The 14,245-nt window shown below is 72.5% G+C and carries 14 protein-coding genes; 8 read left to right on the top strand and 6 right to left on the bottom strand.

All coding sequences use genetic code 11. The features are described 5' to 3' along the window. Positions 1-73: 73 nt before the first annotated feature. The 3 genes from B4915_RS10545 to B4915_RS10535 all read left to right on the top strand — a co-directional run bounded on the left by B4915_RS10545 (position 74) and on the right by B4915_RS10535 (position 2,820). Positions 74-1,684 carry an acyl-CoA carboxylase subunit beta gene (locus B4915_RS10545; RefSeq protein WP_105805719.1) on the top strand — a complete coding sequence of 537 codons (1,611 nt, stop codon included), beginning with the start codon at positions 74-76 and terminating at the stop codon, positions 1,682-1,684. Between the two features lie 112 nt (positions 1,685-1,796). Further along, the gene (locus tag B4915_RS10540) at positions 1,797-2,078 is read left to right on the top strand and encodes a hypothetical protein (protein WP_105805718.1); all 282 of its coding nucleotides are present in this window, start codon (positions 1,797-1,799) and stop codon (positions 2,076-2,078) included. 61 nt (positions 2,079-2,139) lie between these two features. Beyond that, a complete protein-coding gene (locus tag B4915_RS10535) occupies positions 2,140-2,820 on the top strand; it encodes an NUDIX hydrolase (RefSeq protein ID WP_105805717.1) in 681 nt (226 codons plus the stop codon). Positions 2,821-2,847: 27 nt separating this feature from the next. Here B4915_RS10535 and B4915_RS10530 read toward each other — a convergent pair whose 3' ends face one another. Further along, on the bottom strand, positions 2,848-4,524 hold the full coding sequence (locus B4915_RS10530) for a deoxyguanosinetriphosphate triphosphohydrolase family protein (protein WP_105805716.1): 1,677 nt from the start codon (positions 4,522-4,524) through the stop codon (positions 2,848-2,850). On the opposite strand from B4915_RS10530, the gene B4915_RS14510 reads away from it, so the two are divergent. The 3 genes from B4915_RS14510 (at position 4,523) to B4915_RS10520 (ending at position 6,279) form a co-directional block, all read left to right on the top strand. Beyond that, positions 4,523-4,702 (top strand): hypothetical protein, encoded by a 180-nt coding sequence (locus B4915_RS14510; RefSeq protein ID WP_146120077.1) that lies wholly within the window; start codon positions 4,523-4,525, stop codon positions 4,700-4,702. The genes B4915_RS10530 and B4915_RS14510 overlap by 2 nt on opposite strands. Before the next feature lie 24 nt (positions 4,703-4,726). Further along, positions 4,727-5,689: a diacylglycerol/lipid kinase family protein gene (locus B4915_RS10525; protein WP_105805715.1), complete on the top strand. Its 963-nt coding sequence runs from the start codon at positions 4,727-4,729 to the stop codon at positions 5,687-5,689. A 170-nt stretch (positions 5,690-5,859) separates the two neighbouring features. Further along, a complete protein-coding gene (locus tag B4915_RS10520; RefSeq protein ID WP_105805714.1) occupies positions 5,860-6,279 on the top strand; it encodes a TIGR02611 family protein in 420 nt (139 codons plus the stop codon). Positions 6,280-6,334: 55 nt separating this feature from the next. Here B4915_RS10520 and B4915_RS10515 read toward each other — a convergent pair whose 3' ends face one another. The 3 genes from B4915_RS10515 to pyrE all read right to left on the bottom strand — a co-directional run bounded on the left by B4915_RS10515 (position 6,335) and on the right by pyrE (position 8,710). Continuing rightward, positions 6,335-6,976, bottom strand: coding sequence for a DUF4870 domain-containing protein (locus B4915_RS10515; protein WP_105805713.1), 642 nt, complete (start codon positions 6,974-6,976; stop codon positions 6,335-6,337). 106 nt (positions 6,977-7,082) lie between these two features. Beyond that, the gene (locus tag B4915_RS10510) at positions 7,083-7,778 is read right to left on the bottom strand and encodes a winged helix-turn-helix domain-containing protein (RefSeq protein ID WP_105805712.1); all 696 of its coding nucleotides are present in this window, start codon (positions 7,776-7,778) and stop codon (positions 7,083-7,085) included. Between the two features lie 377 nt (positions 7,779-8,155). Then, positions 8,156-8,710: an orotate phosphoribosyltransferase gene (gene pyrE / locus B4915_RS10505; protein ID WP_105805711.1), complete on the bottom strand. Its 555-nt coding sequence runs from the start codon at positions 8,708-8,710 to the stop codon at positions 8,156-8,158. 76 nt (positions 8,711-8,786) lie between these two features. Between pyrE and B4915_RS10500 the strand changes: the two genes are divergently transcribed. Next, positions 8,787-9,674 (top strand): Sir2 family NAD-dependent protein deacetylase, encoded by an 888-nt coding sequence (locus B4915_RS10500; RefSeq protein WP_105805710.1) that lies wholly within the window; start codon positions 8,787-8,789, stop codon positions 9,672-9,674. A gap of 166 nt (positions 9,675-9,840) precedes the next feature. Here B4915_RS10500 and lysA read toward each other — a convergent pair whose 3' ends face one another. Continuing rightward, on the bottom strand, positions 9,841-11,163 hold the full coding sequence (gene lysA, locus B4915_RS10495) for a diaminopimelate decarboxylase (RefSeq protein WP_105805709.1): 1,323 nt from the start codon (positions 11,161-11,163) through the stop codon (positions 9,841-9,843). 84 nt (positions 11,164-11,247) lie between these two features. On the opposite strand from lysA, the gene B4915_RS10490 reads away from it, so the two are divergent. Then, positions 11,248-12,819 carry a PucR family transcriptional regulator gene (locus B4915_RS10490; RefSeq protein WP_105805708.1) on the top strand — a complete coding sequence of 524 codons (1,572 nt, stop codon included), beginning with the start codon at positions 11,248-11,250 and terminating at the stop codon, positions 12,817-12,819. Between the two features lie 50 nt (positions 12,820-12,869). Here B4915_RS10490 and B4915_RS10485 read toward each other — a convergent pair whose 3' ends face one another. Next, complete coding sequence (locus B4915_RS10485) at positions 12,870-14,243, bottom strand: FAD-dependent oxidoreductase (RefSeq protein ID WP_105805707.1); 1,374 nt, start codon at positions 14,241-14,243, stop codon at positions 12,870-12,872. Positions 14,244-14,245: the final 2 nt, after the last annotated feature.

The following is a 14,245-nucleotide window of genomic DNA, read 5'->3' as shown; positions in this document are numbered from 1 at the left end:
CCACCAAGCTTCCCGGCTTCCGTTGGAGGGTCACTGCAGCCCTCCGCATGTGCGCCGCGCTAGGCTGGCATGCGTGACTGGAGACAACGCCTCGGGACCGGCGGCCGAGCAGCTCGCGACCACCGCGGGCCGCATCGCCGACCATCGCCGCAAGTATCAGGAGGCCGTGGGCGACCGCGACGCCGCCGCCGCCGCGAAGCAGCATCCGCGCGGCAAGATGACCGCTCGTGAGCGCATCGCGGCGCTGCTCGACCCGGGCTCCTTCGTCGAATTCGACAAGTACGTCAAGCACCGCACCCACGGCTTCGGCATGGAGCACAGCCGCCCCTTCGGCGACTCGGTGGTGACCGGCGCCGGCACCATCCACGGCCGCCAGGTCGTCGTGTTCTCGCAGGACTTCACCACCTTCGGCGGCTCGCTCGGCGAGGTCGCCGGCGAGAAGATCGTGAAGGCGATGGAGTTCGCGCTGAAGACGGGCGCTCCGATCCTCGGCATCCTCGACTCGGGCGGCGCGCGCATCCAGGAGGGCGTCGTCGCGCTCTCGAAGTACGCGAACATCTTCCGCCTCAACACCGCCTGTTCGGGCGTCATCCCGCAGATCTCGATCGTCATGGGCCCCTCGGCCGGCGGCGCCGTCTACTCCCCCGCGCTCACCGACTTCGTCATCATGGTCGACAAGACGAGCCACATGTTCGTGACCGGCCCCGACGTGATCAAGACCGTCACCGGCGAGGAGGTCGGCTTCGAGGAGCTGGGCGGCGCGCTCACCCACAACAAGACCAGCGGCGTCTCGCACTACCTCGCGAGCGACGAGCTCGACGCCCTCGACTACGCGCGCACCCTCATCAGCTACCTGCCGGACAACAACCTCGCCGAGGCCCCCGTCTACGACAGCGACACCGCGCTCGAGATCACCGACGCGGATCGCAAGCTCAACACCATCATCCCCGACAGCCCCAACCAGCCCTACGACATGCGCACCATCGTCGAGGCGATCCTCGACGGCGGCGACTTCCTCGAGGTGCAGCCGCTGTTCGCCCCGAACATGCTCATCGGCTTCGGCCGGGTCGAGGGGCGCACCGTCGGCATCGTCGCCAACCAGCCGGCGCAGATGGCCGGCACCCTGAACATCGACGCGAGCGAGAAGGCCGCCCGCTTCGTGCGCTTCTGCGACGCGTTCTCGATCCCGATCGTCACGCTCGTCGACGTGCCGGGTTACCTGCCCGGCACCGATCAGGAGTTCCAGGGCGTGATCCGCCGCGGTGCGAAGCTGCTCTACGCCTACGCCGAGGCGACCGTGCCGCTCGTCACGATCATCACGCGCAAGGCCTACGGCGGCGCCTACATCGTGATGGGGTCCAAGCAGATGGGCGCCGACTTCAACATCGCCTGGCCCACCGCGGAGATCGCGGTGATGGGCGGCGCCGGCGCGGTGAACATCCTCTACCGCAAGGAACTGGCCGCGGCGGCCGAGCGCGGCGAGGACGTCGAGGCGCTGCGCGCCGAGCTCACGGCGAAGTACACGGCAGAGGTGTCGAGCCCCTTCCTCGCGGCGGAGCGCGGCGAACTCGACAACGTGCTGGAGCCCGCCGGGACGCGCCTCGCGATCATCAAGGCGCTGCGCGGCCTGCGCGGCAAGCGCGAGGAGCTGCCCGCGAAGAAGCACGGCAACATTCCGCTGTAGCCGGGCGGCGCGTTCGCGGTCCGGGATCGGATCGCGGCCGCGATCCGGAACCGTCACCGCTCGCCGCCCCCGGGGCGAGCCGCACCAGAGAGCATCGGAAGCGAAAGGCACCATGAGCGAGAACGAGACGCCGCTGCCGCCCGACGCCGCCCAGCGCGACGCCGCGAAGCGCGAGGAGCTCGGCACGGCCGACGACACGCTCCGCGGCGAGGACATCCGCTTCGTCACCCGCGGGGTGAGCGCCGCGGAGCGGGCCGCCGTGATCGCGGTGCTCACGCAGGCGCGCGCCGAGGAGACGCACCGGGCGAAGCGGGTCGAGCGCCGGGACCGCGAGCCGTGGGCGCGATCGCAGCGCGTGCCCGAGGGGATCTCGGAGCTGTTGCTGGAGAGCTGAGCGGCGCGCGCAGCGAGACGGCATACTGGACTCGGGACACCGGAGTCGGGATCGAGGGAGCATGGAGCGGCCGTCGGCGGAGCAGGATCTCCGCGAGCTGATGCGCCGCGGCGCGCTGCTCGACATTCCGCCCCAGGGCCCCCTCGCCGTGACGCCCCGGCGGCGCTCGGCGGTGCTGATCCTGTTCGGCGCGCTCGACCGGTTGCCCGCCAGCGCCGCAGCGCCCACCGTCTCACCCGAGCTCGACGTGCTGCTGACGCGCCGCGCCGACCGCATGCGCCACCACGCCGGGCAGATCGCCTTCCCCGGGGGAGGCGCCGAAGCCGGGGACTCAGGACCCGCCGCGACCGCGCTGCGCGAGGCCGAGGAGGAGACGGGGCTCGACCCCGCGGGGGTCGAGGTGCTGGGCGCGCTGCCAGAGGTGCACATCCCCGTGAGCAACAACCTCGTCACTCCGGTGGTCGGCTGGTGGCGGCTGCCGAGCGCCGTCGCGGCCGATCACGCCGAGTCCGTCGAGGTCTTCCGGGTGCCCGTGGCGGAGCTGCTCGATCCAGCCGCCCGCGGCACCTCGGTGCTCAGCCGGGCGGGTTTCACGCACCGCGGGGCCGCATTCCGGCTCTCGCCCCGCCTCGGCGGCCACATCGTGTGGGGGTTCACGGGGATCCTGCTCGCGACGCTCTTCGAGCAGCTCGGCTGGGAGCGCCCCTGGGACCGAGCCCGTACCTTCGAGGTGCGCGGCTGACGCCGCCCGGCCCGCGCCGCGGGGGCGTCAGGCGGCGCCGGTGAGGTTGCGGTGCGTGGTGACGGCCTGCTGGTCGCTGAGGGAGGCGACGTAGTCGAGGATCGCCCGGGCGCGGCCCTGACGGCGCAGCCCCGCCTCGCTCGTGTCCCCGATCAGCAGCTCGGGGCGCTCACCGCGCAGCGCGAAGCCGGCCTCCGTCGCCTCCTCCACCCATTCGAGGAGCCGGCGCGGCGCGCGACCCGCATCCACCGGATCGCTCAGCCAGGCATCGAAGCCGAGCGCCAGCTCCTCGACCACGCGCGCCTGACCGCGCTGCGTCTGCCCCAGCTCCGGACGCTCGAGCACGAAGTGGGCGTGGACGAACTTCAGCACCATCACCTCGTGCCAGGCCTGCTGGTCGAGGCGCACGTGGCCGCCGCGCACATTCGGGTGCTCCTCCACGACGATCGAGGTGCGCAGGTGCTCGATCCACCGGCGTGTGAAGCTCGACACGGCCCGCTCGCTGTCGATGCCGCCGTCGTAGGGGGCCGCGAGCAGTGACTCCCCCACCTCCTCGCTGACCCGCCGCACCGCGGAGGCGAAGGCCTCACGATCCGCGATCCAGGCGTCCTTCACGCTCAGACGCCGCCACAGCAGTTCGAGGGAGCGCCCGGGCGAGCGCCAGGCCGCAGCGAGCTCGGCGAGGTCCTCGACCCCGAAGGCCCCGGCGTGCTCCAGCCAGGCCCGCAGCTCGCCGGAGACCGCCGAGCGCTGCAGCACGCCCGCGCGCGTGAAGTCGTCCAGGTCGTGCACCGCGTAGGCGATGTCGTCGGCGAGGTCCATGACGGCGCACTCCACGGTCTGGCGGCCGCGGGCGATGTGGGGGAACGCCGCGAGCACCCGCTCCATCTCGGCTGCCTCCAGCGCGTAGGCGGAGAACTTCTCGGCACCCTCGACGGGATCGGTGCCCACGCCGCGCGGACGCTCGGAGGCGCCGACGCGCTCCTCGGTCACGCCGATCCACTCGGCACGGGTCCAGGGGTACTTGAGGGTCGCGGCCCGGGTGGCGGCCGTGAGGTTGAGCCCGGGGAAGTCGCGCCCCAGCGTGTCGAGCCGGGTGAGGATCCGGAAGCTCTGCGCATTCCCCTCGAAGCCCTCCGCGAGGCCGAGACGCTGGCGCGCCACGCGGTCGAGCACCCGCTCGCCCAGGTGCCCGAAGGGCGGATGACCCAGATCGTGCGCGTGCGCGGCCGCCTGGGCGACGATCGTGTCGCAGCCGCCGAGCCGCGCGATCACGGCCCCGGTCTCGTCGTCCTCCGGGAGCTCCCGCTGGAGGTGCGCGGCGTGCCGGGCGGCGTGCCCCGCGAGCTGCGCCGCGATCACCCGCGCCACGGCGCTGACCTTCAGCGAGTGGGTGAGGCGGTTGTGCATCACGGGTCCCACGCCGGACTGGGGAACGACCTGGGTGACGTCGGAGAGGCGGGCGAAGTAGGAGGAGAAGCGGATGCGCTCCAGGTCGACGCGGTATTCCTGCGGGCTGCGCACGCCGGGAGCGATCGCCTCCGCGTCGTCGATGCCCGCGGCCCGGTGCTGGGAGGAGACGTGCTCCACGTATCGGCGCGACTCGCGGGCCGAAGCCTCGCGCCCCGTCTCCGGCTCCCCGGCGGCGTCCCGCTCGCGGCGTGCGCCGCCCGCCTCCGGTCGGTCCCCTCGCAGTGCGGTCATGGAGCCATTCAACCATCCGGCCGCGCGTCACGGTGTGCCGTCGCCGTGCGGGCGCGAGGTGCCGGCCACGCCGAACGGCGGCACGACGGTGCTCGCGGTGAGCCAGGACGGTCTCGCGAGCGGAGAGCGCATCGAGGAGTGGCGCGCGCACTGGAAGGGGCTGCTGTCCGCGCTGTGACCCCGCTGCCGCTACGCTGGGCCCATGAGCGGCACGATCGGCATCGTCTGGAACCCGAGCAAGGTCGGCGAGGAGGAGCTGCGGGCCGACGTCGCCGAAGCCGTGGAGCGCTCGGTGTCGGCGGGTGACGCGCCCCCCGAGTGCCTGTGGTTTCCCACGACCGTGGAGGATCCGGGGATGGGGCAGACGGCCGAGGCCATTGCCCAGGGCTGCGGGGTCGTCGTCGCCGCCGGCGGGGACGGGACGGTGCGCGTCGTCGCCGAGGCGCTCGGAAGCACGGGGGTTCCCGCCGCCGAGCTCGGGATCCTGCCGCTCGGCACCGGCAACCTGCTCGCGCGCAACCTCGGGGTGCCGGTCGGGGACACCCGCGCCGCATTCGCCCGGGTGCTGGCTGGCGCCTCGGCCCCGCTCGACCTGGGCGTGGTGGACTTGCGCACCGCGGACGGCCGCGAGGAGCGGCACGGTTTCGTCGTGATGGCGGGGTTCGGCATCGATGCGCAGATGATCGTCGAAACCGATGACGAGCTCAAGGCGCGCACGGGCTGGCTCGCATACGTGGAGTCGCTCGGGCGGGCGGCCGTGGGCGCGGAGGTCGTCGAGTTCGCGCTGCGCCTCGACGACGCCGAGCCGCTCGCCGAGCGCGCGCACACGGTGCTGATCGCGAACTGCGGGAGCCTCATGGGCGGCATCACCCTGCTCCCCGATGCTGCGCCCGACGACGGGCAGCTCGATCTGCTGGTGCTGCGAGCGGACGATCCGGCCGCGTGGCTCGGCACGATGAAGAACGTGATGTGGGACAACGGGCTGAAGCGGCTGATCACGGGCGCGGAGCAGGCGCAGAGCTCGGGGTCGACGGCCTACCTGCGTGCCGGCAGGGTTCGGGTGGCGCTGCCCGCACCGCTCGTCTTCGAGCTCGACGGCGACGAGGTGGGCGCCGTGGTCGAGATCGACGCGCGGATCCTTCCGGGCGCCCTGCGGGTGCGCTGAGCGGTCCGGCGGAGCCGGGAAAGACAGGGCCGGGCAAGGCCAGGTTCGGCCGCGCAAGGCCAGGTTCGGCCGGGCAAGGCCGCGCCTGGTCTGGCCTGGCCTGGCCTGGCCTGGCGGAGCGGAGCGTCGAAGCTCGGCGGACTGCCAGCAGCTCCGCTTACGATCGAGGCATGAGCGATCCGTACGCGGGCGACGCCGAGCGCGCGCGGCGGCTGGGCCGGGGGTTCGGCCGCTTCGCGGAGCGGTGGCGCGCCGTGATCCGCCGCAGGCCGTGGCTCGACTCGGCCTACCGGGTGCTCGTCACGGTGCTCGGGGCCCTCGTGGTGGTGCTCGGACTCGTGCTCGTACCGCTCCCGGGACCGGGCTGGCTCGTCGTGTTCCTCGGGCTCACGATCCTGGGCACCGAGCACCACTGGGCGCGGCGCCTGCTCGGCTGGCTGCGGCGCGCGCTCGCGGCGTTCTGGGAGCGGTGGAACCGCTGGCGTTCGGCTCGGAGGGCGCGCGGGGCGGAGCGGAGGGCGCGCCGAGCGGTCCGCGAACGCCGGGCGCCCTCGGGCCGGCGTTCGGGGGGATACGCTCCGGAACGGTGAGCGGACGCAGAAACGGCCCGGGCCGGAGCCCGAGCCGTTTCGCATGCGCCACTCGCTACTTGATCATCGGCAGGTTCACGATGAACGGGTCGGTCTGCCCGTTCTGGTACGCCTGCGCGACGCGCGTCGCGGCGATGATGTGGAACACGAAGGGCACGATCCAGACGGCCGCGATGAGCAGACCGCCGATCAGCGGGCCGACGTACGGGATGAACGCGAAGATCGCCGCCAGGATGTAGCCGGCGAAGACCGCCATGATCCGCAGCAGGGCGAAGTTCAGGTTCGCGGCGTGCAGGGCGCGGAGCCGCTGGTCTCCCTTGTCCTTGTCGATCAGGAAGAAGATCAGCGCGGGCAGCCAGCTGAAGAACACCGACAGCCAGTAGTTGAGCTGGAGGTTGCCGATCGGGTTCACCACGGGCGGCTGCGCGTATCCGGCCTGCGGCTGCTGGTAGCCCCCGGGCGGCGGAGCCTGCCCGCCCGCGGGCGGGGCCTGGTACTGCGGCTGCTGCGGCGGCACCGGCGGCTGGTACTGCGGCGGCGCGGGCTGCTGCGGCGGCTGGTACTGGGGAGGCTGCGGAGCCGCGGGCGGCTGCGGAGCCGCGCCGGGCGTCTGCGGTGCCGCGGGCTGCTGGGGCGCCGCGGGGGTGTCGCCGCCGGTGGGCCGGCCGTCCTGTCCCTCAGGGGGCAACGTGGTCATGTCGATCTCCTCTGCAAACTTGGATCTGGTACGACGTTACAGCAGCGGCGCGGCGCGCGAAAGCGCGGCGAGCGGCGCGGCACGAGCCGGTGCCGGCCCGGCCCGCTCAGAACGCGTCGGGGCTGGGACCCGAGGTGTAGTGGATGGAGACGTCTGCGTGGCGGTCGAAGCGGTATCCGGTGCCCCGTACGGTGCGCACGATGTCCTGGTACTGGGCGAGCTTCACCCGCAGCCGGCGGATGTGCACGTCGATGGTGCGCTCGCTCGGCACCTCCTCCGCGGGCGCGTCGCCCCACAGCCCGGTGATGAGCTCCTCGCGGCTGATGGTGCGTCCCTCGCGGAGCACCAGGTACTGCAGCAGCTCGAACTCCCGGAAGGTGAGCGCAGCCGGCACGTTGTCGAGGAGCACCCGCTTGCGCGAGAGGTCGAGGATCACGCCGCTGACCGCGCGGTCTTCGGTCTCGGCCTCGTGCTGCTTCTGGCGCGCGTGGGCGGCGGGGTCCCCGAGCGCGAGGCGCACGACGTCGACGTCGCGGCCGCCGGTGCCCTCCGGCGCGAGGGCGACGGCGGCGTAGGTCTCGGCGGCCGGGGCGAGCTCGGCGACGAGCTGCTTGATGCGGGTGACGATTGCGCCGAGCTTGGGGTCTCCCTCGGCGATCTTGTCGTCGGCGAGCCCGACGTAGAGCGCGAAGCCGCGCACCTCGGTTCCCTCCGGCACGTTCCGCTCGGGTGCGGCCTGCGGGGGCAGCGCGGCGGCGAGATCGGGGCGTGCGGTGCGGAGGGTCTGAGCGGTGGTGTTCATGATGATGTCCTCTGTGCTGTCGAGTGCGCCGAGGGCCCGGTGACACGGGAGGTGAGACTCGGCGAGCGGTGTGCGATCCGCGGGATCGCGGGGTGCGGTGCGAGGCGGCCGACAGACGGCCGGGAGACTCGCGGGATGCGGGCCCCGGTGCGTTCGACGGGGCCGCGGAGGTCGCTCATGCGGGCGACGGGCGGAACGAGATCCTGGATTCGTTCACATGCACATTCGACAGCTCATGACACCGTGACCGGCCATCATCATGCCGGTCTGCCCAAAGTTCACCTCGACGGCGGACTGGGTACGGATGGTGTCATGCATAACGCACAGTTAAGCAAGACCGTGCGTTCATTGTCAAGCGGATTCGCGCTCCGGACGCCTCACTGCGGCTGCAGGCCGAGGTCGTCGAGGCCGATCGCGAAGCGGTACTCGTATCCGGCCGCCTCGATGCGCTCCTTGGCGGGCGCCTGCCGGTCCACCACCACGGCCACCGCCGCGACCTCGGCTCCGACCTTCTGCAGCGCCTCGATGGCCTGGAGCGGGGATCCGCCGGTCGTGGAGGTGTCCTCGACGACCACCACGCGCTTGCCGGCGAGATCCGGCCCCTCGACCTGGCGCCCGCGGCCGTGATCCTTCGGCTCCTTGCGCACCACGAAGGAGTCGTACACCTTGCCGCGAGCGACGCCCTGGTGCATGATCGCGGAGGCGATAGGATCGGCGCCCATCGTCAGCCCCCCGACGGCCACGACGCCGTCGATGTCGTCGATGAGGTCGAGCATCACCTGCCCGATGAGGGGGGCGGCGCGGTGGTCGAGCGAGAGCTTGCGCAGGTCGATGTAGTACGTGGCCTTCTTGCCGCTCGTCAGCGTGAAGTCACCGTGGAAGACGGCCTCAGAGGTGATGAGTTCGATGAGCTGTTCGCGCGCGCTGGTCATGGTGTCGATCCTATCCGCCACCGCGCCACACCCCGGTGGCGTAGATTCGGGGGAGGCGGAACGGCGGGAGGGCGGCATGGCGCAGGTGGCTGACGGAGCGGGACGGAACGAGGCGGCCGGCGCGGCGGACGGGATCGGGGCGGACGAGATCGCGGGGCTCGCGGGGCTCTTCGCAGACGGTCCGCTGGCGCTGCTCACCGGGGCGGGCGTGAGCACCGATTCCGGCATACCCGACTACCGCGGGGCGGGAACGCCGCCCCGCACGCCCATGAGCATCGACCAGTTCACGCGCGACGAGGCCTACCGGCGCCGCTTCTGGGCCGGCGCGCGCGCGGGCGCCGATCGTCTCGCCCCGGTGCAGCCGAACGCGGGGCACCGGGCGGCGGCCGAGCTCGAGCGCGACGGCTACCTCAGCGGCGTCATCACGCAGAACGTCGACGGCCTGCACGCCCGCGCGGGCAGCGTCAACCTGGCTGAGCTGCACGGCAACGGCGCCGTGATCCGCTGCATCCCCCTCGACCACCGCTTCTCGCGCGAGGAGGTGCTGCGCTGGTTCGACGTCGCGAACCCGGGCTTCGCGGAGCGCTGGGCCGATGCCGAGATCACGCCCGACGGCGACGCGGCGGTCACCGACACGACGGGCGTGCGGGTGCCGGTGTGCCCCGCGTGCGGTGGCATGCTGCGGCCGGACGTCGTCTACTTCGGCGAGGTGGTGCCGCAGCGCGTCTTCGCGCACGCCGAGCGCATCGTGGCGGGGGCTGCCGGCCTGCTCGTCGCGGGGACCTCCCTTGCGGTGAACACCGGCATGCGGCTCGTGCACCGCGCCGAACGGCGCGGCATCCCGCTCGCCGTCATCAACCGCGGACCGACCGCGATCGACGGCCGCGACTCGGTGCGGCTGCGCATCGAGGGCGGCACGAGCGAGGCGCTCACGGCCCTCGTGAGCCGCCTCGCAGCCCGCTGAGCGAGAATCTGCCCCGGTTTGTCCGAGTTCACGCTACGCGAGTCCGGGCAGACCGAGCCGGATCCAGGCAGACCGAGCCGGATCCAGGCACACCGGGCCGGATCCGGGCAGACCGAGCCGGATCCAGGCACACCGGGCCGGATCCGGGCAGGACGAGGCCTCCGGTTCAGGGCTCCAGGGCGGGTGATTGGGTGGCGAGGAGGTCCTCGTAGCGTTCCCGCCGGGCGACGAGGCGCGCCTCGCCGTCGCGCACGAAGACGATCGCGGGCTTCAGCGCGCCGTTGTAGTTGTTCGCGAGCGTGTAGGAGTACGCGCCCGTGGCGGCCATGACCACCAGGTCGCCGACGCGGGCGGGCGGCATCGGCGCGCCGTCGACGAGCAGGTCCCCCGATTCGCACTGGCGGCCGACCAGCTGCGCGCGCTCGTCCCACGGTTCGTCGAGCCGGTTCGCGAGCACCGCCTCGTACCGCTGCCCGGTGAGCGCCACGTCGAGCTGATCGGCCATGCCGCCGTCGACGGCGACGAAGACGTCACCCGTGCGCTTCACCGACACCACCCGGTAGAGGGTGACACCGGCCCGCGCGACCACCGAGCGGCCGGGCTCGATCATGATCTTCGCCTCCGCGGGCAGATGCGCTCGCGCAGCAGCGACGATCGCGTCGAGGTACGCGTCGACCGAGGGCGCCGCGTCGTCGTAGCTGTAGGCGACGCCGAGCCCGCCGCCCACGTCGTAGACGGGGAAGTCGCCCACGGTCGAGATGTTCTCGACGGCCCGTGTGAACTGGTGGGTGTTGAGGATCTGGGAGCCGATGTGCAGGTGGACGCCCTCGAAGTCCATCAGCGGGTGCGCCCGCATGCGCTCGATCGCGCGCGCGGCCTGGTCCATCGGCAGCCCGAACTTGGAGCGGGCGCCGCCGGTGGCCTGCGAGGCGTGGGTGTCGGCCTCGACGCCCGGGATCACCCGGAGCAGCAGCTTCTGCCGCCGGTCGAGGAGCCGTGCGAGACGGTCGAGCTCGTCCTCGTTGTCGACGATGATCGTGCCGATCCCCGCGTCGAGCGCCAGGCGCAGCTCCGCGACGGTCTTGGCGTTGCCGTGGAAGTGCAGCCGCGCGGGGTCGACGCCGGCGGCGAGCGCGAGCACCAGTTCCCCTCCGCCTGCGACATCGACGGAGAGCCCCTCGTCTTGTGCGACGCGGTACATGCCGACGGCGGGCAGCGACTTCGAGGCGAAGAGCACTTCGGAGTTCGGCCAGCGTTCACGGATCCCGTCCACGAAGCGGCGGATCTGCCGCCGCAGTCCGGCCTCGTCGATGACGTGCAGTGGGGTGCCGTAGCGCTCCGCGAGCTCGGTGACGCCGACGCCGCCGATGGCGAGCTCTCCGCCCGCGGCCGTGGCGATGCGTCCGGACTCCTCGGGCAGGATGCGCCACAGCTCGCCGAGCCGGGTGCCCTCGGGTGCGGTCTGCTCGGGTCTGTGCTGCTGGGTCATCGCGTCCTCTCTCGTCTTCGCTGCGTGACCACGATACGAGAGGCGCGGCGCCGAAGGGGTGTGTTTTTCCTATACATTGAGGAGGTGAATGAGCCGGTTTCTCTAGCGACGCCTGCCGGCGTGCCCCTGGAGGAGCTGCTCCGGGAGCTCGGACCGCGCGCAGTGGCGCGACTCGGCCCGGCCTCGGAGCGGCCGGTCACCGGCATCGAGTTCTTCGAGGCGCTCGACGCGCTCCCCGAACGGCCGGGCACGCTGCTGCTGGCCCCCTCGGCGGGCAGCGGCGCCATCGGATCGCTCGCGCAGCTCGCTCGCCGCACCGCGGGCCTCGGCTACGCCGGAATCGCGGTGAAGTGCGCGGCGGCCGACGCGCCGCGCCTCGCCGCCCTCGCAGAGGAATCCGGCACGCCGCTGCTGCGCGTCGGTGAGCATCTCGGCTGGCACCTCTTCGACGCGATGCTGGCTCAGGCGCTCGGCGAGCAGCGTCACAGCGAGGACACCCGCGGCAATCGCGGCGCGGAAGCCCTCTTCGCGCTCGCCGACGAACTCGCGGGATGCTTCGGCGGCTCCGTCGCGATCGAGGATCTGGGGCGCCGGATCGTCGCCTACTCCGCCGTACCCGGACAGCTCATCGACGGCCCGCGCAGCGAGAGCATCCTGTCGCGTCGCGTGCCGGACTCGCCCGTCAACGAGGATCAGTATCGCACCGTGCTGCGAAGCGACTCACCGGTCGCCTTCGCACGCTCGGCAGACGAGGCTCGGCGGGTGGCCTTCGCGATCCGCGCCGGCGCCCTGCCGCTCGGCACGATCTGGGCGATCGACGCCTCAGGCACGGGCCTGGTCACCGAGGAGCAGGACCGCCGGATCCGCGCCGTGGCAGCGCTTGCAGCCTCGGTCATGCTCGAGGAGCTGCGGACCGGCGGGGCGGCGCAGCAGCCCAGGGAGGAGCGGCTGCGCACCCTGCTCGACGGCCGCGACGTCGCCGGCTCGGAGTTCGCCGAGCTCGGGCTCCCGGAGGAGCGGGGTGCCGCGCTCCTCGCCTTCGCCGCGGCGGACGGAGCGTACTCCCTCGTACTCTCGCAGCTGCGGGCGACGGTGCACCGGCAGCTCTCGCCGCGCCGCCCCGAGATCGTCACCGTCGTGCGCGCCGGCCGCGTGTACGCGCTGATCGAGAACGAGGGACGGGACGCGCTGCGCCGCCTGCTCGCCCAGCTGCTCCCCGTCCTCGACCGCCTGGTGGGCCACGGGGCGCGTGTGGCGCTGCCGGGCGAGGCGCATCACCCCGTGGAGGTCGCAGCCCTGCGCGGCCTCGCGGACCGCATGCTGCTGCTCGGCGGGGACGGCGGGGCAGAGCGCGTGCTCACCGTCTCCGCGCTCCGGCCCGCCCTCCTCTTCGAGCGCGTCTCCGGCGTCTTCGCGGAGGAGCCCGTGCTGCGCTCGCCCCGGCTGCAGCGACTCGCGGAGTCCGATCCGGCCGTCGCCGAGACCCTGGCGGCGTGGTGCGCCTCCTTCGGCAATGTCGCGCGAACGGCACGCGGCCTGGGCGTCCACGAGAACACCGTGCGGTCCCGCCTGACGCGCGCGGCTCAGCACCACGGGATCGATCTGCGCGACCCCGACACCCTGCTCGCCACCTGGCTGCAGTTGCGCAGCGACTGAGCGAGGCCGGTCACCGGTTCCCGCCGGCGCCGGTGCGGGCCGCGGAGCCGCTACGCGCCGCGGGCGATACGGGTCATGTCCTCACGCGGCACGACCTTGATGCGGGTCCGCCCCGCGGCCTCGCCGAGTCCGAGCTCGTGCTCGTCCAGGCGATGCCAGCCCTCGATCGTGGTGTAGGGGACCTCACGCTCGTGCAGCAGCGCGGGAATCGTCTCCGCCTCCGGCGCCTCCGGCCGCCACCAGCTCTCGCGGTCCGCGAGCAGGCACTCCAGCGTCTCCATCGCGTCGCTCTTGGTGTGGCCGATGAGCCCCACCGGCCCGCGCTTGATCCACCCCGTGGCGTACACTCCGGGGATCTGCTCCCCCTCCAGATCCTGCACGCGGCCCTGGCTGTTGGGGATCACGCCGCGGGCGTCGTCGAAGGGGATCTCGTCGAGCGGCGAGCCGAAGTAGCCGACGGCGCGATACAGCGCCTGCATGGGGATCACCTCGAACTCCCCCGTGTCGACCACGCCGCCGCGGCCGTCCGGCGCGGTGCGCTCGATCCTGAGGCCCGCCACGCGCCCGTCCTCGACGACCACCTCGACCGGCTTCGACCAGAAGTGGAGATGCAGGCGGCGCGAGGCGGGCGCGACCTCCCCGGCCTCCCGCCGCCGCTGCTCCTCACGCCACTTGTCCATGATGCGGGTCATGACGACGACCTGCTTGTTCTTCGCGAGGGTTTCCGCGTGCGGATCCTCGACGTCGAAGTCGCGCTCGTCGAGCACCATGTCGACGTCGCGCACCTCGCCGAGCTCGCGCAGTTCGAGCGGCGTGAACTTCACGTACTTCGGGCCGCGGCGGCCGAAGAGGTGCAGCTCCTCGATGGGATTGGCCTTCAGCCCCTCGTAGACGTTGCCGGGGATCTCCGTGGGCAGCAGATCGTCGGCGTGCTTGATGAGCATGCGCGAGATGTCGAGCGCCACATTGCCGTTGCCGACGACGCCCACCTCGCGCGCCTCGAGCGGCCAGCTGCGGGGCACATCGGGGTGGCCGTCGAACCAGCTGACGAAGTCTGCGGCGCCATAGGAACCGACCGCCTCGATGCCCGGGATGTCGAGCGCGGCGTCGCGGATGGCGCCCGTCGCGAAGATCACCGCGTGGTAGTGGCGCTTGAGGTCCGCGAGGGTGATGTCCTGCCCGTAGCGGACATTGCCGAAGTAGCGGATCGCGCCCGAGTCGAGCACCTCCCGCAGCGCGGTGACGATGCCCTTGATGCGAGGATGGTCGGGCGAGACGCCGTAGCGCACGAGGCCGTAGGGCGCCGGCAGCTGCTCGAACAGGTCGATCTCGACCTCGAAGTCGCGCTCGGCCTTCAGCAGCAGATCCGCCGCGTAGATGCCGGCCGGTCCCGCCCCGACGATCGCCAGTCGCATCCTGCTCATGC

Source organism: Leucobacter massiliensis, from assembly GCF_002982315.1.
GTDB classification, from domain to species: domain Bacteria; phylum Actinomycetota; class Actinomycetes; order Actinomycetales; family Microbacteriaceae; genus Leucobacter; species Leucobacter massiliensis.
This window is presented reverse-complemented; position numbering and strand designations above follow the sequence as displayed.